Here is an 18471-nt window from a genome sequence, read left to right as displayed (position 1 = left end):
AACGGGACCGTTATCGTCCTTTCGAGCCCGGCCTCACCGCTCGACGACACCCGTCGCCGTCGCGACCTCCATCGCGGCCGCTTCCGTGATCCCGCCCTGTAGGATCGTGTACCGGTCGCGGATCTCGTGGGCGGTGGTGAGCGCGGCGATGAGCTCGTCGTCGGCGACGCCGAGGTCGCCCGCGGTCGTCGGAGCGCCGAGTTCGGCGAGCGCGTCGCGGATCGCAGCCCACTCGCCGTGTTCGCCACTGTGGAGGTACTCGGTCACGATCGCGGCGACGCCCACCTGGTGGCCGTGCAGCGCCTTCCCGGGAGCGATCCGGTCGAGCTGGTGTGAGATCAGGTGTTCTGCGCCCGAGGCGGGCCGCGAAGACCCCGCGATCGACATCGCGACGCCCGAGGAGACGAGCGCTTTCACCACCACCCACGATGACTCCTCGACGCCAGGTCGAATCAGGTCGGCGTTCTCGACGAGCAGCTCCGCGGTCATCTCCGAGAGGGCCCCGGCGTACTCGCTGTACTCGACGTTGCGCAGCCGGTGTGCGAGCCGCCAGTCTTTCACCGCAGTGTAGTTCGAGATGATGTCCGCACAGCCCGCGGTGGTGAGCCGCCACGGCGCCTCCGCGAGCAGGCTCGTGTCCGCGACGACCGCCAGCGGCGGGTCGGCAGCGACCGAGTGACGGGTGTCCCCTTCGGGGATCGACGACCGACCCGAGACGATCCCGTCGTGAGAGGCCACGGTCGGGACCGAGACGAAGCCGACGCCGAGGTGGTCGGCGGCCATCTTCGCGATGTCGATCGGCTTGCCGCCGCCGAGCGCGATCAGGTACCCTGGATCGACCGCCTCTGCGGTCTCTTTGAGCGACTCGACCGCGTCGAAGGACGCGGACTCGACGACCGCGGTCTCAGGGTCGTCGAACTGCGCGCGGACGCGGTCGCCGGCGATCGACTCCGGGGTCGGGCTCGTCACGATGAGTGGCCGGCCGCTCAAGTAGAGCTCGTCGACCGCGGTGCCGAGGTCGCCGACGACGTCGTGGCCGACGAGCACGGTGCGTGGGAGCTTGATCCACGTCGACTTCTCGAACATACCGGCATCTCACGCCGGGCGGGGAAAGCCGTTGTTCCTCGCCGCCGTAACCGTCGCCCGAAACGTGTCTCGAGCACCACGACGACGGCACCGTCGCTCACCACGAGAGGACCGTCGTCGCGGCGTCGACGAGAAAGAACACACCGAACCCGGCGAGCACCAGCGCGGAGCCGACGGCGACGACGGGTGCGACCGTCTCGATTCGGCGTTCTGCGGCGGCGAGTCCCGCCGGAAACAGCGTGATCCACGAGAGCACGCCGAGGAAGAACCCGCCGAGCAGGGCCGGAGAGCCGGTCGCCACGACGAGCGTCCCGGCGAGGTCTGTGCCGACGACGGGGAGCCGCGCGAGGACGTCGAGCTCGCCCGGGCGCAACATGCCGACGCCGACGGTGAGCCAGAACAACACCTGGAAGGGGTTCGTGAGCGCGAGCGCGAGCGCCTTCCGGAACCCCTGTCCCTCGGCGAGGCGCGGCTCGTCGTCCGACGTCGGCCGAAACGACGCGCGCGCACCGCGGGCCGCACCGACCGCGAAATAACACATCAGACAGCCGCCGACGGCGACCATCGCCGTCTGTAGCCGGGGGACCGACCGCACCACGGAGACGACGCCGAGGTACGCGAGCACGAAGAATATCGCGTCGGCGGTCGCCGCGCCGAGTCCCGCCCTGGTGCCCGCGACCCACCCGCGCAACACCGCCTCCTCGGCGATGACCGCGTTCATCGGTCCCGGCGGCGCCGCGAGCGCTAACCCGAACACCACCCCGACGAGGAGGGTCCCGACCGTGTTCACGACGCGCAGGAACGGGTGGCGCTGTAAAAAATCCCGTGGCCAGCAGGGTCGTCGGTGGGCCGTCAGGGCGCGTCCTCGACGCGAATCGAGCGCGCTACGGCGGCAGGAAGGCTTTGTTCGCCCGCCGGCGTCTGCACCGTGACCATGCCGAACGGAGCGACGTCGACGACCTCGACGGTCGTCCCCGGCGTGATGCCGGCGTCGGCGAGGTAGTCGAGCTCGGCCTCGTCCCGGTCGGAGACGCGCGTCACGACGAGCCGGTCGCCCGCTGGGTGGTCGACGAGTCGTCGCCCGCCGGACTCCGGGATCGGCTCGAGGTCGGCACCGGGGATCGGGTCGCCGTGTGGGTCGACCTCGGGGTCGTCGAGGGCGTCGGCGACGCGTCGTTCGAACTCCTCGGAGATGTGGTGTTCTAACGCGTCGGCCTCGTCGTGGACGTCGCTCCAGTCGTAATCCAGTTGGTCGGCGAGAAACGCCTCGATCAGGCGGTGGTGGCGGACGACCTCGAGTGCGACCGCCTCGCCCTCGGCCGTGAGCTCGACGCCCTGGTACGGCTCGCGGTCGAGAAGCCCCCGGTCCGCCAGCTTCCCGATCATGTCGGTCACCGACGGCGAACTCTTGTCGAGGTACTCCGCGATGGTGGACGTCGAGACGGGAGGCCCTTCCTCCGCCTGAAGCACGTAGACGGCCTTCAGGTAGTCCTCCATCACGTCACTCAGCATTCGTCGGCCGTAGTCGGAGGCGAGGCAAATACCTACCGACCCGTGGTCGAGTCGGACGTCAGAGGGGGCAACCCGAGCGCCTCGAGGTCGACGTGCTCGCACACGAGCTGTGCCGCACGATCGATCGGATCGCGGGAACGTGTCCGTGACCCGCCGTTTTCGGGCCTCGCCGGCGACATTCCGGCTCGCTGGCGAACGCGCGCGACGAAGCCACGACGAAACCCGTCGTTCCCGAACAGTCCGTGGAGGTACGTCCCGAACACGTCCGGCGCTGCCGCACCGAGCGCGACACCCTCGCGATCGGCGTCGGGATCAGACACGGGCGTCGAGACCGAGGTAGTGTCGGTACATCGACTCGTCTCTCCCATGTGGATCTCGTAGCCGGTCACGGGGATCGCCTCCCCATTGCTCGCCGTTCCCCCGGCGACGACGTCGGTTGCTCTGGGGTCGACCTGAAGCTCCGTGGCCACGACCCGCTTTTCGGCCGAGAAGGCCGTCTCGACGGGGAGCAGGCCGAACCCGTCGACTACCCGTGGCGCGTCCGAGGCCGCGCTCTCGACGTCGGCACCCGTGATCCGTTCGCCGAGGAGCTGGTACCCCCCACAGAGGCCGACGATCGGGCCGTCGAATCGACGAAGCGCCTCGTCGAGGCCGGCCGCACGGCAGGCGCGGCGGTCGTCTACGGTGTTCTTCGTGCCCGGAAGCACGACCGCGTCGGCGTCCTCGAGCGGGTCGTCGAGCGGCACGTACGCGACTCGCACCCCCGGTTCGGCCGCGAGCGGCTCGACGTCCGTCGCGTTCGAGATGCGCGGCAGCCGTGGGACGGCGACGGTCACCACCTCGTCGGCCTCGTGTTCGTCACCGCGGACGACTCGCTCGCCGGCGGCGGGAAGTGCGACGCTGTCCTCTTCTGGAAGCCCCGGGTCGTCGTACGGGAGCACGCCGAGTACGGGAACGCCAGTTCGTTCTTCGAGGGCCTCGATACCCGGGGTCAGGAGGGACCGGTCCCCGCGGAACTTGGTGATCACCACGCCGGCCACTCGGTCGCGGACGTCGGCCGGCAGGAGCTCGAGCGTCCCCACGATCGACGCGAAAACGCCTCCACGCTCGATGTCTGCGACCAGCAGCACGTCGACGTGAGGCCCGTCCGTCGACTCGTCTCCCGCCCGGCCGAACGCCCGCGCCGTCTCGACGTTCGCCAAGTCCCGGTCGTGGAGGTTGATCTCGGCTATCGACCCGGCCCCTTCGGCGACCACTACGTCGGCGTCGGCGGTGAGTCGCTCGTGGGCTGCGGCCGCGGCCGCGCGGGCCGTCTCCCATCGTCCGCCGTAGTAGTCGGCCGCAGACGCGTGGGTGAGCGCCTGTCCGTTCACGACGAGCTGGCTCTCCCCTTCGCCCCGGGGCTTGAGCAACACCGGATTGTGATCGGTCTGTGGCGTCACCCGAGCCGCTCGGGCCTGGACGTACTGGGAGATCCCCACCTCGCCGAACGCGGCGTCGACGTCGGCACCCGGTGCAGTCGAGACCGCCCGGGCGTTGTTCGACATGTTCTGTGCCTTGTACGGGGCGACGGCCACCCCGGCGTCCGCGAGGTGTCGACAGAGCCCGGCGGCGACGGTCGACTTTCCGACGTGCGAGGCAGTGCCTGCGACGAGCAGGGTTCGCCCTGGCGTGGCCGATCCATCGGGCATGTCGTCTTTCACGACGGCTCGTCCACAGTGTCGTCCGTGTCCCACGCTCCCGCGGCGAGGCTCGCGGCCAGTGAGATCGCGGCGTCGACGTGGCGGTCGGCCGCCTCGTCGCCCGTCTCGTCGATCGCGGCGAGTAACGTCTCGACCTCGCCGGCGGTGTCGCGGACGACAGACGCAGCAGTTTCTTCCGGTGTGATGGCCTCCGCGAGCGCCTGTGCCTCACCGAGTCGCCACCCCGCTTCCCGGTCGACCGGCCGGGTCTCCGTCGCGACGAGGTGTGACGCGAGTGCCTCGGCGGCCGCGGCTCGCGTCGACGGATCGTCGGCGTCGTCGTCTGCGTCGACGTCGTCGCCAGTCATCAGTACTCCGTCCCCTTGCGGGCGCGCTGGCCGGCGTCCATGGGATGGATCTCCTTGCGGACGTTGGTGATCAGGTCTGCGACGCCCTCGAGGTACGCTGGTCGCGTGTGACTCCCGGTGAGCACGAGTTCGAGCTGCTCGGGCGCGCGGTCGATCAGGTCACAGACCTCCGCCGGCGTGACGAGCTCGCGGTCGGCGGCGTAGAGCACTTCGTCGAGGATCAGCATGTGTACTCCCGCCTCTGGCTCGGCGTCCAGCGGAATTGGCGACTCGAGGGCTGCCTCCGCGGCGGCGTCGACGAGTTCACGAGCTCGCTCGAGTCCGGCGCGCGCATCGCGCTCGTGGTCGTCATCTGCGGAACCGTCCGCGAGTCCATGCCAGCCGTAGTGACCGGTGTTTTCGTACGAGAAGCCAGGCAGTGCACGAATCGCGTTGTACTCGCCGCGAACCGCCTCGACGGAGTCTGCCCCGCCTTTCATGAACTGAAGCATGTGAACCCGGTACCCGTGGCCGACCGCGCGGGCAGCCATCCCGAGCGCTGCCGTCGTCTTTCCTTTTCCGTCACCCCACCACGCTTGCACGAGGCCGAACTCCTCGGGTGCGCTCGCCTCGATCGGACTCGCTGGCGGGGAGACGCCGCGTCCTGGGGTGTGCTGTCGCGTCTGTGCGCTGGTGTCGTCGGCGTCGGCCGGCTGGTCGGCGTCGTTCGTCATGCGACGGCGTTGGCGGCCGACGGGCTTATGAGTGCGGTCCCCCGTAGGCTGGGTCTCCACTGGCTGGGCTCCCGTGAGCCGGCCCGCCGGCAATGGGTCTCGGCTGGTCGGTCCACCCGGCGTGGGTCGATCGGCCCGGCCCGGTCGTCGCGGTCACTCGTCGTGAATGAAGACGAGTCTGCGGTCTTCGGTGTTACAGATACACAACTCGATCCCCTCGCGGGTCGCGCCGATCCGTTGCCATCCGTGGTCGCTGACGAACAGCGTCTGAAACACGCCGAGGTCGCACTCGGGGTTGGGACAGCCGACGCCCGCCGCGTTCTTGTACACCGTCGTCCCGCCACCGGACCCCTGGCGAACCAGCCCGTCGGTCAGCGACCGGAACTCCTCGGCCGACATCGCTCCAGCCGCGTTCTCGTCGCTCATAGACCATGATTTGCGGCCGCGAACATAAATCCGATCCGCGCCCCTACGATCTCGCCTGTCGGCTCACGCGTGGCCGCTCAGGGTTCGACGAGCACCTTCAGCGCCTCGCGGTCGGCCATCGCTTGGTACCCTTCGGGAACACCGTCGAGGTCGACGGTCTCGGTGAATATCGGCGCGGGATCGAGCGTTCCGCCGAGGACGTCTTCGAGCAGTGCATCGGCGTACGCTCGCACCGGTGCGACACCGCCCCGGAGCGTGATGTTGTCGCGGAAGAAGTCCGTCAGCGCGAGTCCGGCCTCGTCGACGCCGTGCGGGACGCCGACGTACCCGACCGTGCCACCGGGCCGACAGACGTCGACGGCGGTCTCCATCGACGACGCCGCGCCGACACACTCCAGCACGTGGTCGACACCGCCGTTCGTCGTCGACAGCACGCGTTCGACTGCGGCGGTCTCGTCGCCGAGCACCGTCTCGGTCGCCCCGAAGTCGCTGGCGAGGTCGAGTCGGTCTCGATGATGACCGACGGCGAGTATCCGACGGGCTCCCAGTCGGTTGGCAGCGAGGACGCCACAGAGCCCGACTGCGCCGTCGCCCACGACGACGCAGGTACTCCCGGGTTCGACGCCGGCACTGACGGCCGCGTGGTGACCAGTTCCCATCACGTCCGTGAGCGGCAACACCGACTCGAGCACGTCCTCGTCGTCCGCGTAGCGGTCGGGGACGCGTACGAGCGTGCCGTCGGCGTGCGGCGCTCGCACGTACTCTCCCTGTGCCCCGCCGTTGGCACCGCTCCACGAATCGCCGTTCACACAGGAGGTGTGGAGGCCTCGCCGACAGAACTCACATCGTCCACAGCTGATCACGAACGGTGCGAAGACCCGGTCACCGGGTTCGACCCGGCGCACCTCGTCGCCGACGGCCTCGACGATTCCCATCGGCTCGTGACCGACCCGCGAGCCCGCTTCTCGATCGCTGTCACCGTTGTAGAACCAGAGGTCAGATCCACAGATCGCTGTGTGTGTAACGCGGACAATCGCGTCCGTCGGCGCCCGAAGCGCCGGTTTCTCGACGTCTTCGACCCGAATATCGCCTGGCCCGTGAAAGACAGCTGCGCGCATATCGACCGTACGGCGAGTCGACGGATAGGCGTGACGGAGCGTCCTAGCGGCCGACGTGGCCGGTGGATTCGGTCGGGTCGATGCTGAGCTGTCGGCGGGTCTCGAGCCCAGCGTGGAACCGTTCGACCAGCTCACTGCGATGTTCCGGACAGGCAAGCACGCCGACCGCCCCCGACTCGACCGGCACGACGAGCTGGTCTGGGCTGTACGGCACGAGCCGACAGCTGGGACAGCTCACGCCGCCTGCGGGCCGGTGCTCGACGACCGTCGCGGAATCCGCCGTCGTGTATCCACACACCGACGCGAACCGCTCGACGTGGTCCGTACAGCCGACGAGCGGGACGGTCAGGTGGTCCAACAGCAGGAAGGACAGCTCACTGCGCGTGGGAGACCGCATCGCGGCCGCACACGCCCCACACGAGCCCGGCACGCGGTCGTCCGAGTCGTCGGATCGTGGCGGTGAAGGGTCTGTCTGGTCCATCAGTTCGAAGTATCGTACACACGGTCGCGAGCCTGGTAAGTGGTCGGGTCGACGATCGCCTTGGTGAGTGGTCGGGTCGACGATCGGCAGGGTCAGTGGCCCCAGCGCCGGCCGTCCTCGCGGTAGCGGGCGTCGGTGATCCGGTCGTGTTGGGCCTCGCTCATCGACACCGCGGTCGCACCGAGGTTCTCCTCCAGCTGGTTGACGGTCCGTGCGCCCACGATCGGGACGCAGGTGAACGCCTCCTGGTCCATCAGCCACCGCAGTGCCACCTGTGCCGGGGTCGCGTCGAGCTCGTCGGCGACCTCCCGCACCGTCTCGAGCACCTTCCAGCCCCGCTCGGAGAGGTAGAATCGCTCGAACCGCTCGTCGAAACTCCCACGGGAGCCGTCGGGTGCGCGCACCGATTTCGGGTCTTCTGGGTCGGCCCTGGTGTACTTCCCGGTGAGGAAGCCGCCGGCGAGCGGCGAGTACGGACACACCGCGAGGTCCTGGTCGGCGGCGACGTCCAGGTACGGCTCGACGTCCTCGTAGTAGCCGGCGTGGAACAACGGCTGGGTCACGTCGAAGCGCGCGTAGTCGTTGACGTCCGACGTCCAGAGCGCCTTCGTGAGCTGCCAGGCCGCCATCGTCGACGCGCCGAGGTAGTTCACGCGGCCGTCCTCGACGAGCCCATCGAGCGCGGAGAGCGTCTCTTCGATCGGCGTGTGTTCGTCCCAGCGGTGGACGTAGTACAGGTCGAGGTAGTCGGTCCCGAGTCTGTCGAGCGTCCCCTCGATCTGATCGCGGATGTGCGTCCGTGAGAGCCCCGACCCGTTGGGATTCGCCTCGTCGAACTCGAAGTACACCTTCGAGGCGAGGACGTACCGGTCGCGCTCGCGCGTCTCGAGCCAGTCGCCGATGTACTCCTCGCTCGTCCCGTTCGGCTCGCCGTAGATGTTCGCGGTGTCGATGAACGTGCCGCCACCCGCGGCGAACGCGTCGAGGAGCTCGTGTGCGGCCGTCTCGTCGGTTTCGAGGACGCCTCCGGTTCGTCGGCCGAACCGCCACGTGCCGAAACAAAGCTCCGAGACGCGCGTCCCGGTCGCCCCGAGCTGTCGGTAATCCATACGACTCGATTCTGCGGCATCGAACAAAAACGTCCGCGTTGCGGCTCCCGACGCCGCGGCGGCTCTTGGGGTGGCGGTGCTCAGCGCTCCTCGTGCTGGCGCTCCTCGTGCCGGCGCTTCACGCGGTCGGCGTGAGCGTCGGCGAGTCGGGTCGGCTCCGGCAGCTTGTAGCCGGCACAGAGGGCCGCGACGAGGTCGACGGCGGCAGCCGCTGAGACGCGGTGGCCGGGACTCACGTACAACGGGTTCACCCGCTTGCTGTTGGGATACTGACGCGACTGGTAGGCGTACCCGATCACCGGCGGCTCCGCGCGCTCGTCGTCGGCGTCGCCCACCGGCTCTACCGAGTCGTCCGCGCGTATCGGCGTCCGCCAGCCTGCAGGCCGTTCGTCGACCGACTCTTCGGGGGTGCCACACAACAGCCGTTTCGCGACGCCGACCGCCGGACACCCGACGGTCACCCCAACGTGGGTCGCGAGTCCGGCTTGGCGGTAGTGGATCCGTCCGGAGCCGTCACAGACGAGGAGGTCGGGTGCGACGGCGAGCGACTCGAGTGCGGCGAGGATCGGTTCGCCCTCGCGAAACGAGAGCAGTCCGGGCACGTACGGGATCGCGACCGGCGTCACCGCGCTCGCGTACTCGATCACGCGCCCGCCGCGCATCGCGACGGCCGCAGCGACCGCGGTGTCGGGCTCGTCGTCGCGGTCGGTACAGAACGCCTGGTCGACGCCTACGACGACCGGGTCGCTCGGACCGCCGGCATCCGAGTCCGGTTCGGGGAGCCCACTCGTGAGGGAGGCGGCCCCGTCGACGGCGACAGACGCGGGCGTGCAGTCGTGGTCGTCGCCGAACGTCGCGACGGCCGCCAGGTCGCGCTGGAGCGCGATCATCTCGTCGCGCGTGCGGTTCGGATCCGGTCGAAACGACGGACGCGCGAGCGTCATCGGATCGAATTCACCGTCGTCCCCCTGGTCCACCCGGCCCCCGCGGACCGCCGGGACCGCGCACCCGTCCCCCGCCCATCTGGATACCGCCAGACCCGCCCGCTCGGCTCGCGAGGTCCTCGTTGCGCGTGCCGTACGCGAGGCCGATCGCGAAGCCGATCAGGTGCGCGACGTGGGCGATGCCGCCGACGCCGCCCGCACCCGACTGCACCACGAGCAGCGCCGAGACGATCGCGATCCCCCAGGTGAGGTACTTGAGCTTCATCGGGACGACGAAAAACAGCAGCACCTCGAGGTTCGGCCGCCAGATCGTCAACACGCCCAAGAGCGCGAACGTCGCCCCGCTCGCGCCGAGAACGCCGACGACCCCACCGGTCGCGAGCACGAACAGCACGTGTCCGAGCCCGGCGAGAACGCCCGCCACGAGAAAGAACCCCACGAACCGCTTCGAGCCCACCGCGCGCTCAACGAGCGGTCCGAAAAAGAAGAGCACGAAGCTGTTGCCGACGATGTGGAACAGCCCCGTCGGCGAGTGTGAGAAGACGGACGTCACCCACGTCCAGACGTTACCGAGGGCGTCAGAACGAAGCACGAACAGCGTGCTGTGGAGCTCTGTGCCGCCGACGAGCAGTGCGGCCCACTGTGCGACGAACGTGAGCCACATCGCCGCGAGCAACACGTACGTCGCGTTTCCGCGGACGTAGCCCGCGATACCGCCGGTCCCCCGCTCGCGAGCGAGGCGGCGTTTGAGCCGGTCGACGATACCACCCGCGTCGGCGCTGGATTCGGCCTGGACGCTGTCGTCGAAGCCGCTGTCGAACACGCCGCCCGGGTCGTTCCACTCGGCGAGCCCCGGGCAGTCGTGGTTCTCCGGCAGGCGGTGATCCGCACAGAACGTCTGCCCACACCGTCGACACTGGTACGGGAGGTTCTCGTACGCCCCGCACTCGTCGCACGTCGCCATTACGCACACTTACGCCGGGGCTGGTAAAGCGGTTTGGCTCTCGGCGTCGCGACCCGACACGGCTACGCACTCCCGTCAGCCGACCAGGAGCGCTGCGACCGCGAGGGTCGTCGCGGGTGCGATGACGATCGACAACGCCTGCCATCGAGTCGGTGGGACGACGAATCTGCCGGCCTCCTGTGCCGCGGTCGGGTTCACGATCACGGCGATGTCACCGCCGGAGAGGCTCCCCGTGTACCCCAGCGCGAGCACCAGTGGCACGGCGAGTACGCCCTCGAGCGTCCCCGTCGCTCGGACGATGACGGCGACGCCGAGCGATATCGGCGCGGGGGCGACCGCGACCGCACGGATCACCCACGTCGGTGTCGTCGCGTCGATGACGGCGTCGAACCGGCCGAGCGGGACGCTCTGTCCTTCCCACCGCGGGAGGAGCTCGATCGTGGGGTCGAGTCCGGCGACGCGCGCGACGAGTGCGTGAGCCAGCTCGTGCGGGAGCACGATCGGCGCGACGAGGGCTCGGGCGACGCGGCGTCGCGGACTGGACGGCGACCGCCTCGTCATTCCAGCACGACGCGGTCGGTGAGCCAGCAGCCGTCGAACGGGCCGTCAGCTCCCTTCGAGACGCCGAACCGGTACGTCACGGTTCGGCCTCGCGGTCCGGTGAGCGTGACGCGCTGTGTGGCCCGTGAGCCGTCCCGCTCGACGGGTCCCGTAACGGCCGACACGTGGTCTATCATTGGGGCGTACTGCGGCCCCTCGACCATCTCGATGAATCGGTCGAGCGGACCCGTCGCTCGGCGGTTCGCCGGCGACGCGAAGTTGTACGCCGTCTTGATCCCGGCGTTCTCGACGGGCGCGTCGTTGTCTGCCAGCGCCGTGAGCTGCGTCTCGACGACGGCACCTGGTCCCCGCGACGGGTCCGGTGTGGGAAGCCCCTCGACTGGATACGATGAGTCGTCCATAGCACGCGTGAGTACGTGCGTCACGCGCTCGGGCCACTTCAAGCTGTCTCGGCACCGCCGGCTGGCCCGTCTCATCGACCTCGGCGATGTAGCCACTGTGCCGTCGGGAGCTGCCACCCCCGCGCGACCGCGACCAACCGCGTGCCGACGGTGACGCCTGCACTGACGAGGACCGCGGTTCCGGCCGCCGTGCCGGCCGTCGTCGCCCCCCAGTAGGTGACACCGCCGAGAAGCGCACACGTCGCGTAGAAGTCGTCGAAGAGGATGAACGGCGCGCGGTCGAGCAACACGTCTGCGAACGCGCCGCCGCCGACCGCGTTGATCGTCGCGATGGCGACGACGCCGAACGCGGAGACGCCAGCCTCGGTTGCGACGATGGCGCCGGTCGTCGCGAAGGCCGCCAGCCCGATCGCGTCCGAGACGAGCGTGACCGGGTGGTCGTCCGGAGAGGCTAAGACGGCGCTCAGTCCGATCGCGACCCCGACGCCGACGAGCGCCAGCGCGACCTCGCTCGGCGACCGCAACACCAGCGGAATCCGTCCCACGAGCACGTCTCTGGTCGCCCCACCGGCGAACGCCATCGAGAGTCCGACGACACCGATCCCGAACAGGTCGAACTCCTCGCGGATCGCCTTCGCGGCCCCGACGAGCGCGAACGCGACCAGCCCAACCGCGTTCATCACCGCGAACGGGTCGGGCGTCGGGACGACGAGTACCGCGTGAGTCACTGTGTACGCGTCGGTCCCCGACGGGTTTCAGTGCTCGGGTTCGGGGTAGTCACCCATCTCGGCTGCGCCGCGAAGGTCGTCGACGAGCCGCCGCAACGTGTCGAGCGGATACTGCCCAGGAGCCGTGGCTTCGGCAGCCACGACCGGCGCGTAGCCGATCACCGACCCGTACACCGGTGCGACCGCACGGGTGTGCCGTCCCGGTTCGCCCATGCACATCGTCGCCACCCGGTGGCCCGCGGCGGTCGCCCGGTCGGTCGCGCGGAGCATCGCGAGGGCGTCGCCGCGGTCTCTCGCGGTCGTCGCCAGCTTCCCGACGTCGCCGGCTGCTGCCGCGGTCGCGAGCCGGTCGACGAGCTCGTCGACGGCCGGCGTCGATTCAAAATCGTGGACGGAGGCTACCACCTCGACGCCCGCCTCCCGCGCCCGTGACCGGAGTGCACTCGCACGCGACTGCGCTGTCGCCGCGTCTATCGACCCGTCGGCCGGGAGGGTGCCGGCCAGCGCGGCGAGTTCGACGTCGACGGCGACGACGGAGGGGTGGTCGACTGCCGCCGAAAGCGCGTCGTAGCGGGCCGGTCCCTCGGCCGAACCGCCCTCCCACGCCGCGCGATTGGTTACGATGAGCGGCAGCGCGCCCTCGTAGGCGGCTAGCTGGTCCAGCGGATCGCTCGCGAGGTCCATCCGGAACTCGACCGCGTCGGCAGCGTCGGCCCGAGCCGCCGTCGCCAGCGTGTCGGTACTCGCCGCCAGCACGAACTCCTCGAACATACGCGACCGTGTCCCCGCGTCGACTTAGCTCTCGTCGTCTGGATTCGGCTGTTCGCTCGCGTCCGGTCTGGAACGAGCCGACCGTCCGCGTCGCACGCGGAGCCAGCCGGCGGCTGCGGCCAGCGACCCACCGGCGATCAACACGGCCGAGAGCGCGTCGAGCCCGTCTGCCAGGCCGTCGGCACCGAGTGCGACGATGGCGACCCCGAGGCTCGCGGTGGCGAGGCCGCGCGCCCGCTCGTGAGATATCCCGACGCCAGCGATGGAGTGTTGCTCCGCATCGACGACCGCTGCAGCGAGGTACGCACCCCCTGCTACGACACACCCGGCGACGGCGACGACGAGCGCCGGTCGTCCACCACCGGTGCCGGTGGTACGAGCGAACCAGCCGGCGACGGCGAGTACCGAGAGCCCGGAGACGACGTCGCGGATGTGCATCATTCGTGACTCACGACGGGACCGATCGGCTCTCCCGCGTCACGCGACGAGGCCGTCTTCGGCCTCGAGCAGCTCGTGGTAGCGGTTGCGGATGGTGACCTCGGAGATGTCGGCGACCGCAGAAACCGCGGCCTGTGTCGTCTTCTCGTTCGTCAACAGCGCGGCCGCGTAGACGGCGGCGGCGGCGAGCCCGACCGGCGACTTTCCGGAGTGCACGCCCTTTTCTTTCGCGTTCTTCAGGAGGCCTTTCGCCCGCATCTCCGACTCCTCAGAGAGTTCGAGGTCCGAGGCGAACCGAGGCACGTACTGTTCGGGGTCCGCCGGCTTTACTTCCAGTTTGAGCTCGCGAACGACGTACCGGTAGGTCCGCGCGATCTCTGCTTTCTCGACGCGAGAGACGTCGGCGATCTCGTCGAGGCTGCGCGGGACGCCCGCCATTCGGGCGGCGGCGTACACACACGACGTCGAGACGCCCTCGATAGAGCGGCCAGGGAGGAGGTCCTCGTCGAGCGCGCGTCGGTAGATCACGGAGGCGGTTTCACGGACGTTGTCCGGCAGGCCGAGCGCGCTCGCCATGCGGTCGATCTCACCGAGCGCCTGTTTCAGATTGCGCTCCTTCGAGTCGCGCGTACGGAAGCGTTCGTTCCACTTGCGCAGCCGCTGCATCTTCTGGCGCTGGCGTGCGCCGAGCGAGCGGCCGTAGGCGTCTTTGTCCCGCCAGTCGATGTTCGTCGACAGCCCCTTGTCGTGCATCGTGTTCGTCGTCGGCGCGCCGACGCGAGACTTCTCGTCTTTCTCACGCGAGTCGAACGCGCGCCACTCCGGCCCGCGATCGACGGAGTCCGCCTCGACGACGAGTCCGCAGTCTTCACACACGGTCTCGCCGTGTTCTTCGTCGGTGACGACGCGCCCCTCACACTCTGGACACCGCAGCGTCTCGTCGGTTCGGTCCGATTCTTCTTCGGTCTCTCCGCGGGCGCGACTCCCCCGGGTATGTAGTCGTTCGGTCATGGCTATCTGTCTGCCCGTAATCGAAAACGCACGGGAGCAGTCTTACCAGGTAGACGGCAGAACGTAACTTAAAAGACCCGAAACGACTCCCGGCGCGGTCGGCGGATATCACGATCCCTCACGCCGGCCGCGCGGACGCGGTCGATCGGGGCTGGTCGTCGACGTCCCCCGCCACGAACCGAACGCTTTCGAGGACTCGTACCCAACGCTCGCGTCATGACTGCCACCCGCTCGGACCCACTCCGTGTAGTCTCGCTGGCCCCGAGTGCGACCGCGACGCTCGCCGCGCTCGGGGCGGCCGAGTGTCTCGTCGGCGTCACCCACCGCTGTGACCCACCGGCGACCGCCGGGTCCGCACACGATGCGTCGCCGGTCGCCGTCGGCGGCTGGACGACGCCTGCACTCGATCGCGTCGAAGCGCTCTCTCCCGACGTCGTGTTCACGAGCGACGGCCTACAAGCCGAGGTGGCGGCCGAGTGTCGCGAGCGCGGGCTCCCGGTCTCTCATCGGGAGCCGGCCACGCTCGACGACGTCATCACGGGGTTCTGCGCCCGGGCCGAGGCGGTCGACCGGCCGACCGCAGGGGACCGACTCGTCGCGGCCGCTCGCGCACGGCTCGACCGCGTCGCCGCGGCCGCTGCCGACCGGCCGCGTCCCGTCGTCTACTGTGAGGAGTGGTCCGACCCGCCGATGGCAGCGGGCAATTGGGTTCCGGACGCGGTCGCCGCAGCCGGTGGCACCTACCCCTTCGTCGAGGCCGGTGCGCGGTCCCGCGAGGTCGACCCGTCGGCGGTCGCGGCTGCCGACCCCGACCACGTCGTCGTCCACGTGTGCGGGCACGGCGAGCGGGTCGACCCGGCGACCGTCGCCGAGCGCGACTGGGTCGACGCCCCGGTGCACGTGATCGACGATTCGCTGTTGAACCAACCGAGCCCCGTGCTCGTCGTCGGCATCGAGCGACTCGCCGGGCTCTTCGGGGTCGTCGACCCCGACTCGGTCCCCGCTGGGCCGCCGACGGCGGCCGACCCTCGGGCACCAATCGACGCACCGTCGCCCGACTCGTGTACGACCGCACTCGACTCGACGGGGCCGTCGTGATCCCAGCGCCGCTCCACGACCGACGCATCGGCGTCGGGAGTGGCAATCCGGCGAAGCGTCGAGCGACCACCCGGGCGCTCGCCTGGCTCGCGGCCGACGCTGAACCCGAGTCGGCCGTCGACGGGGTCGACGGCAGCCCGGCTGGCGCACCCGACGACGACGACGACCGGATACCGGCCGTTGAGGCCGTTCCGGTTCCCTCCGGGGTGAGCGACCAGCCGACGGGCCACGCCGAGACCGCGACGGGCGCCGTGAACCGCGCCGCAGCGGTCCTCGAAGCTGGCCCGCACGATCTCGGCGTCGGTCTCGAGGGCGGCGTCGCCACCTACGACGGGATCGACGGCCGGTACCTGGTGATGTGGGCGGCCGTCGACGACGGCGATCACGTTGGCCGTGCCGCAGGGCCGAGCATCGAACTTCCCGCAGACGTCGCCGCGCGACTCGACGACGGCTCCGAGCTCGGAGCCGTGATGGACGACGTCCTCGACACGACCGGCGTCGCGAGACGTGGCGGCGCCGCGGCGGCCCTGACCGCCGGTGCCGTCGACCGGGCCGACGCGCTCGCCGTCGCCGTCGCGGGTGCACTCGGCCGCTTCGTCTCACCACTGTACTGAACGCGCGGCGGATTCGCCGTCCGTACCTACACGGGGTGTCCACGGTCGGTCTTCCGCCGTCGGGCGCGGCCCAAACCGCACGAAGACGACGGGTTAACCGATCGTACCAACCGGCTTTTGACCCGTCCGTCCGTTCCGATCGGTATGAGCACGGCACACACGGAGCCCGCGGCGGCCGACTACGCCCGACTCTCGACGACGCAGGCTCGCATCCTCGAGTACCTTCGCGCTCACGTCGACGACCAGACCTACTTCAAGTCGCGACTCATCGCCGACGACCTCGGCCTCTCGGCCAAGGAGGTCGGCGCGAACATGCGTGCGGTCGTCGAAGCCGCGGACGAACTCGACGTCGAAAAGTGGGGGTACTCCTCGGGAACGACGTGGATGGTCACCGCCTGAGCCTGGACCGCGACCGTCGACGACCTGCCGACGGCGAGCCGACGCACCCGCCAGTCACGGGTCGTGCGTGATGATCGAGGCCGCGTCGTCGGCGAGTGCGACCGTCTCGTCGTCGAAGGAGTCCGCGTATCGCACGAGCAGCGTGAGCGTCGTCTCCGGCTGGACCAGTTCGTACCCGTCGGTGCGGTCGAGCATCCCGGCCTCGGCCAGCGTGCTTGCGGCCGCACTTATCGTCGACCGTGAGACACCGAGCCGCTCGGCGAGGGTCGCGCCGGTCGCCGTGGGGTCACGCAAGAGTGCGATCGCCACCCGTCGCGGTGTCGTCCGGCGCAACACCCTGAGCGTCCGCCGCTCGCGGTCGGAGAACCGACCGGCAGGGACGTAGCGCCGGTAGTCTGCTTCTTTGTGTGACTCGACGATCCCGCCTCGCTCGAGTCGCCGCAAGTGGTGTTGGGTCTCGCCGGTCCCGAGGTGGAGGTCGTCGCGAAGCTTGGAAAAGTGAACGCCCGGCGTGGCGGCGACGTACCCGCGGATCGCCTCTCGGGTCTCGTTGGGCGCTTCGTCCCCCGCAGCAGCCGCTGCACTCGTCGTCCCGACGAGCGGTGTTGCGGCCCCCACCGCGGCGAACTGTCGAAGCGTTCGCCGCTTTCGTTCGTCGACCTCGTCCGTCACACTCGTCGATACTTCAGGGTGAATAAAAAGGGCTTCGCCGGGTTCATCGCGATGAAAACGATCGATTTCGACCGGCTCACACCCCACTAGCGGTAGTCTCCGCTGACATCGGTTCACCTCACCGACAGCGGCCACCGCCGCTGGCACTGACTGGTCTCTCGTACTTCTTCGGCCCGCTCACTCCTCTTTGGCCCGCTCACTCCTCTTCGGCCCGCTCGACCTCGCCGTCGGGAACCTCCTCGTCCATCTCTTGGATGACCTCGTCTGCCGACCGGATGTTCGCTCCCGACCCGCTCTTTACCGCCTCCGCCTCCTGTTCGAGCTCCTCGACGTCCATTTCGGCCGCCTCGTCGATCTGACCGAGAATCTCGTCGATGTCGTCGAGGCCGAGCATCGCGCGGGTGTCGTCGTCGAACTCGAGCCCCTCGAGTCCCTCCATCTGTTGGGCGTCCGAGCCCGAGAGGCCCTTTCCGTAGCGGCCCACGAGACTGGTGAGCTCTTGTGGCACGACGAACGTGGTCGAGTCGCCCTGGCCGATCTCGGCGAGCGTCTCCATCCCGCGCTCGATGATGGCGCGCTCGCCCATCGACTCGGCCGAGCGCGCGCGCAACACCGTCGAGATGGCGTCGCCCTGTGCTTCGAGGATCTGGCTTTGTTTTTCGCCCTGCGCGCGGATGATGTTCGATTGTTTGTCACCCTCCGCCTGCTCGACCGCCGAGCGTCGTTCACCCTGTGCCTCGAGGATCATCGCGCGACGACGACGCTCCGCCGACGTCTGTTGTTCCATCGCCTGTTGAACGTCCTTCGAGGGATTCACCTCGCGGACCTCGACGCTCTCGACGCGGATCCCCCACTCGTCGGTCGGCTCGTCGAGCTCGCGTCGGATCTTCGCGTTGATCTCCTGGCGCTTGTTGAGCGTGTCGTCGAGCTCCATGTCGCCGAGGACGGCCCGAAGCGTCGTCTGTGCGAGGTTCGAGACGGCCTTCTTGTAGTCGTCGACCTCTAAGAACGCCTTCTTCGCGTCCATCACCTTGATGTAGACGACCGCGTCGGCCGTCACCGGCGAGTTGTCTCGGGTGATCGCCTCCTGTCGCGGCACGTCGAGCGTCTGTGTCCGCATGTCGAACGCGTACGTCCGCGAGACGAACGGCGGGATGAAGTTGATCCCCGGTTCGAGCAGCTTCCGGAACTCGCCGAAGACGGTGAGCGCCTCCTTGTCGTACGCGTCGACGATCGCGACGGACTGCCAGATCGTGACGACCGCGAGGAGGAGCACGAGGAGCCCGACACCGGCCAGTCCGAACCCGGCCTGCAGGAGGAACGATAACATACACCTGTTTGGGCTATCGGCGGCTTAATTGTTCGCCTGCGAACC

At 69.2% G+C, this 18471-nt stretch carries 23 protein-coding genes; 3 read left to right on the top strand and 20 right to left on the bottom strand.

The window, feature by feature from the left end:
- Positions 1-33: 33 nt before the first annotated feature.
- The 18 genes from ACNTAO_RS03470 to ACNTAO_RS03385 form a co-directional block, all read right to left on the bottom strand.
- The gene (locus ACNTAO_RS03470; RefSeq protein WP_435160557.1) at positions 34-1086 is read right to left on the bottom strand and encodes an NAD(P)-dependent glycerol-1-phosphate dehydrogenase; all 1053 of its coding nucleotides are present in this window, start codon (positions 1084-1086) and stop codon (positions 34-36) included.
- A gap of 97 nt (positions 1087-1183) precedes the next feature.
- Positions 1184-1876: a LysE family translocator gene (locus ACNTAO_RS03465; RefSeq protein ID WP_435160556.1), complete on the bottom strand. Its 693-nt coding sequence runs from the start codon at positions 1874-1876 to the stop codon at positions 1184-1186.
- Between the two features lie 62 nt (positions 1877-1938).
- On the bottom strand, positions 1939-2598 hold the full coding sequence (locus ACNTAO_RS03460; RefSeq protein ID WP_435160555.1) for a metal-dependent transcriptional regulator: 660 nt from the start codon (positions 2596-2598) through the stop codon (positions 1939-1941).
- A gap of 32 nt (positions 2599-2630) precedes the next feature.
- Positions 2631-4289: a cobyric acid synthase gene (locus ACNTAO_RS03455; protein ID WP_435160680.1), complete on the bottom strand. Its 1659-nt coding sequence runs from the start codon at positions 4287-4289 to the stop codon at positions 2631-2633.
- Between the two features lie 8 nt (positions 4290-4297).
- Complete coding sequence (locus ACNTAO_RS03450) at positions 4298-4648, bottom strand: DUF8152 family protein (protein WP_435160554.1); 351 nt, start codon at positions 4646-4648, stop codon at positions 4298-4300.
- Positions 4648-5361 (bottom strand): cob(I)yrinic acid a,c-diamide adenosyltransferase, encoded by a 714-nt coding sequence (locus ACNTAO_RS03445; RefSeq protein WP_435160553.1) that lies wholly within the window; start codon positions 5359-5361, stop codon positions 4648-4650. The genes ACNTAO_RS03450 and ACNTAO_RS03445 overlap by 1 nt, the downstream gene beginning before the upstream one ends.
- Positions 5362-5514: 153 nt before the next feature.
- Positions 5515-5787 (bottom strand): DUF7385 family protein, encoded by a 273-nt coding sequence (locus ACNTAO_RS03440; RefSeq protein ID WP_435160552.1) that lies wholly within the window; start codon positions 5785-5787, stop codon positions 5515-5517.
- Between the two features lie 77 nt (positions 5788-5864).
- Positions 5865-6905: a zinc-dependent alcohol dehydrogenase family protein gene (locus ACNTAO_RS03435; protein ID WP_435160551.1), complete on the bottom strand. Its 1041-nt coding sequence runs from the start codon at positions 6903-6905 to the stop codon at positions 5865-5867.
- A 43-nt stretch (positions 6906-6948) separates the two neighbouring features.
- Complete coding sequence (locus ACNTAO_RS03430; RefSeq protein WP_435160550.1) at positions 6949-7386, bottom strand: hypothetical protein; 438 nt, start codon at positions 7384-7386, stop codon at positions 6949-6951.
- Positions 7387-7478: 92 nt separating this feature from the next.
- The gene (locus tag ACNTAO_RS03425; RefSeq protein ID WP_435160549.1) at positions 7479-8495 is read right to left on the bottom strand and encodes an aldo/keto reductase; all 1017 of its coding nucleotides are present in this window, start codon (positions 8493-8495) and stop codon (positions 7479-7481) included.
- A gap of 80 nt (positions 8496-8575) precedes the next feature.
- Positions 8576-9439: an endonuclease V gene (locus tag ACNTAO_RS03420; RefSeq protein ID WP_435160548.1), complete on the bottom strand. Its 864-nt coding sequence runs from the start codon at positions 9437-9439 to the stop codon at positions 8576-8578.
- Between the two features lie 10 nt (positions 9440-9449).
- Complete coding sequence (locus ACNTAO_RS03415; protein ID WP_435160547.1) at positions 9450-10403, bottom strand: rhomboid family intramembrane serine protease; 954 nt, start codon at positions 10401-10403, stop codon at positions 9450-9452.
- 75 nt (positions 10404-10478) lie between these two features.
- Entirely contained in the window at positions 10479-10964 is a 486-nt protein-coding gene (locus tag ACNTAO_RS03410) for a metalloprotease family protein (RefSeq protein ID WP_435160546.1), read from the bottom strand.
- On the bottom strand, positions 10961-11365 hold the full coding sequence (locus ACNTAO_RS03405; RefSeq protein ID WP_435160545.1) for a DUF4864 domain-containing protein: 405 nt from the start codon (positions 11363-11365) through the stop codon (positions 10961-10963). The genes ACNTAO_RS03410 and ACNTAO_RS03405 overlap by 4 nt, the downstream gene beginning before the upstream one ends.
- 71 nt (positions 11366-11436) lie before the next feature.
- Positions 11437-12045 (bottom strand): trimeric intracellular cation channel family protein, encoded by a 609-nt coding sequence (locus ACNTAO_RS03400; RefSeq protein ID WP_435160679.1) that lies wholly within the window; start codon positions 12043-12045, stop codon positions 11437-11439.
- Between the two features lie 75 nt (positions 12046-12120).
- Positions 12121-12864, bottom strand: coding sequence for a type I 3-dehydroquinate dehydratase (locus ACNTAO_RS03395; protein WP_435160544.1), 744 nt, complete (start codon positions 12862-12864; stop codon positions 12121-12123).
- 24 nt (positions 12865-12888) lie between these two features.
- The gene (locus tag ACNTAO_RS03390; RefSeq protein WP_435160543.1) at positions 12889-13302 is read right to left on the bottom strand and encodes a DUF7994 family protein; all 414 of its coding nucleotides are present in this window, start codon (positions 13300-13302) and stop codon (positions 12889-12891) included.
- Between the two features lie 39 nt (positions 13303-13341).
- The gene (locus ACNTAO_RS03385) at positions 13342-14313 is read right to left on the bottom strand and encodes a transcription initiation factor IIB (protein ID WP_435160542.1); all 972 of its coding nucleotides are present in this window, start codon (positions 14311-14313) and stop codon (positions 13342-13344) included.
- Between the two features lie 216 nt (positions 14314-14529).
- Between ACNTAO_RS03385 and ACNTAO_RS03380 the strand changes: the two genes are divergently transcribed.
- The 3 genes from ACNTAO_RS03380 to ACNTAO_RS03370 all read left to right on the top strand — a co-directional run bounded on the left by ACNTAO_RS03380 (position 14530) and on the right by ACNTAO_RS03370 (position 16424).
- The gene (locus ACNTAO_RS03380; RefSeq protein ID WP_435160541.1) at positions 14530-15411 is read left to right on the top strand and encodes a helical backbone metal receptor; all 882 of its coding nucleotides are present in this window, start codon (positions 14530-14532) and stop codon (positions 15409-15411) included.
- Positions 15375-16025 (top strand): DUF84 family protein, encoded by a 651-nt coding sequence (locus ACNTAO_RS03375; protein WP_435160540.1) that lies wholly within the window; start codon positions 15375-15377, stop codon positions 16023-16025. The genes ACNTAO_RS03380 and ACNTAO_RS03375 overlap by 37 nt, the downstream gene beginning before the upstream one ends.
- A gap of 144 nt (positions 16026-16169) precedes the next feature.
- The gene (locus ACNTAO_RS03370) at positions 16170-16424 is read left to right on the top strand and encodes a DUF7123 family protein (RefSeq protein WP_435160539.1); all 255 of its coding nucleotides are present in this window, start codon (positions 16170-16172) and stop codon (positions 16422-16424) included.
- Between the two features lie 54 nt (positions 16425-16478).
- Here ACNTAO_RS03370 and ACNTAO_RS03365 read toward each other — a convergent pair whose 3' ends face one another.
- Entirely contained in the window at positions 16479-17096 is a 618-nt protein-coding gene (locus ACNTAO_RS03365; protein ID WP_435160538.1) for a winged helix-turn-helix transcriptional regulator, read from the bottom strand.
- Positions 17097-17292: 196 nt separating this feature from the next.
- A complete protein-coding gene (locus ACNTAO_RS03360) occupies positions 17293-18426 on the bottom strand; it encodes an SPFH domain-containing protein (RefSeq protein ID WP_435160537.1) in 1134 nt (377 codons plus the stop codon).
- Between the last annotated feature and the right edge of the window lie 45 nt (positions 18427-18471).

The organism is Halorubrum zhoui, from assembly GCF_051194155.1.
Classification (GTDB): Archaea; Halobacteriota; Halobacteria; order Halobacteriales; family Haloferacaceae; genus Halorubrum.
The sequence above is the reverse complement of the archived record's forward strand: the minus strand, read 5'-3'. Positions and strand labels throughout refer to the sequence as shown.

Excerpts from the sequence above, each read along its gene's own strand:
- ACNTAO_RS03470 (WP_435160557.1), bottom strand. The coding sequence starts at position 1,086 with ATGTTCGAGAAGTCGACGTGGATCAAGCTCCCACGCACCGTGCTCGTC.
- ACNTAO_RS03460 (WP_435160555.1), bottom strand. The coding sequence starts at position 2,598 with ATGCTGAGTGACGTGATGGAGGACTACCTGAAGGCCGTCTACGTGCTT.
- ACNTAO_RS03455 (WP_435160680.1), bottom strand. The coding sequence starts at position 4,289 with ATGCCCGATGGATCGGCCACGCCAGGGCGAACCCTGCTCGTCGCAGGC.
- ACNTAO_RS03450 (WP_435160554.1), bottom strand. The coding sequence starts at position 4,648 with ATGACTGGCGACGACGTCGACGCAGACGACGACGCCGACGATCCGTCG.
- ACNTAO_RS03445 (WP_435160553.1), bottom strand. The coding sequence starts at position 5,361 with ATGACGAACGACGCCGACCAGCCGGCCGACGCCGACGACACCAGCGCA.
- ACNTAO_RS03440 (WP_435160552.1), bottom strand. The coding sequence starts at position 5,787 with ATGAGCGACGAGAACGCGGCTGGAGCGATGTCGGCCGAGGAGTTCCGG.
- ACNTAO_RS03435 (WP_435160551.1), bottom strand. The coding sequence starts at position 6,905 with ATGCGCGCAGCTGTCTTTCACGGGCCAGGCGATATTCGGGTCGAAGAC.
- ACNTAO_RS03430 (WP_435160550.1), bottom strand. The coding sequence starts at position 7,386 with ATGGACCAGACAGACCCTTCACCGCCACGATCCGACGACTCGGACGAC.
- ACNTAO_RS03425 (WP_435160549.1), bottom strand. The coding sequence starts at position 8,495 with ATGGATTACCGACAGCTCGGGGCGACCGGGACGCGCGTCTCGGAGCTT.
- ACNTAO_RS03420 (WP_435160548.1), bottom strand. The coding sequence starts at position 9,439 with ATGACGCTCGCGCGTCCGTCGTTTCGACCGGATCCGAACCGCACGCGC.
- ACNTAO_RS03415 (WP_435160547.1), bottom strand. The coding sequence starts at position 10,403 with ATGGCGACGTGCGACGAGTGCGGGGCGTACGAGAACCTCCCGTACCAG.
- ACNTAO_RS03410 (WP_435160546.1), bottom strand. The coding sequence starts at position 10,964 with ATGACGAGGCGGTCGCCGTCCAGTCCGCGACGCCGCGTCGCCCGAGCC.
- ACNTAO_RS03405 (WP_435160545.1), bottom strand. The coding sequence starts at position 11,365 with ATGGACGACTCATCGTATCCAGTCGAGGGGCTTCCCACACCGGACCCG.
- ACNTAO_RS03400 (WP_435160679.1), bottom strand. The coding sequence starts at position 12,045 with ATGAACGCGGTTGGGCTGGTCGCGTTCGCGCTCGTCGGGGCCGCGAAG.
- ACNTAO_RS03395 (WP_435160544.1), bottom strand. The coding sequence starts at position 12,864 with ATGTTCGAGGAGTTCGTGCTGGCGGCGAGTACCGACACGCTGGCGACG.
- ACNTAO_RS03390 (WP_435160543.1), bottom strand. The coding sequence starts at position 13,302 with ATGCACATCCGCGACGTCGTCTCCGGGCTCTCGGTACTCGCCGTCGCC.
- ACNTAO_RS03385 (WP_435160542.1), bottom strand. The coding sequence starts at position 14,313 with ATGACCGAACGACTACATACCCGGGGGAGTCGCGCCCGCGGAGAGACC.
- ACNTAO_RS03380 (WP_435160541.1), top strand. The coding sequence starts at position 14,530 with ATGACTGCCACCCGCTCGGACCCACTCCGTGTAGTCTCGCTGGCCCCG.
- ACNTAO_RS03370 (WP_435160539.1), top strand. The coding sequence starts at position 16,170 with ATGAGCACGGCACACACGGAGCCCGCGGCGGCCGACTACGCCCGACTC.
- ACNTAO_RS03360 (WP_435160537.1), bottom strand. The coding sequence starts at position 18,426 with ATGTTATCGTTCCTCCTGCAGGCCGGGTTCGGACTGGCCGGTGTCGGG.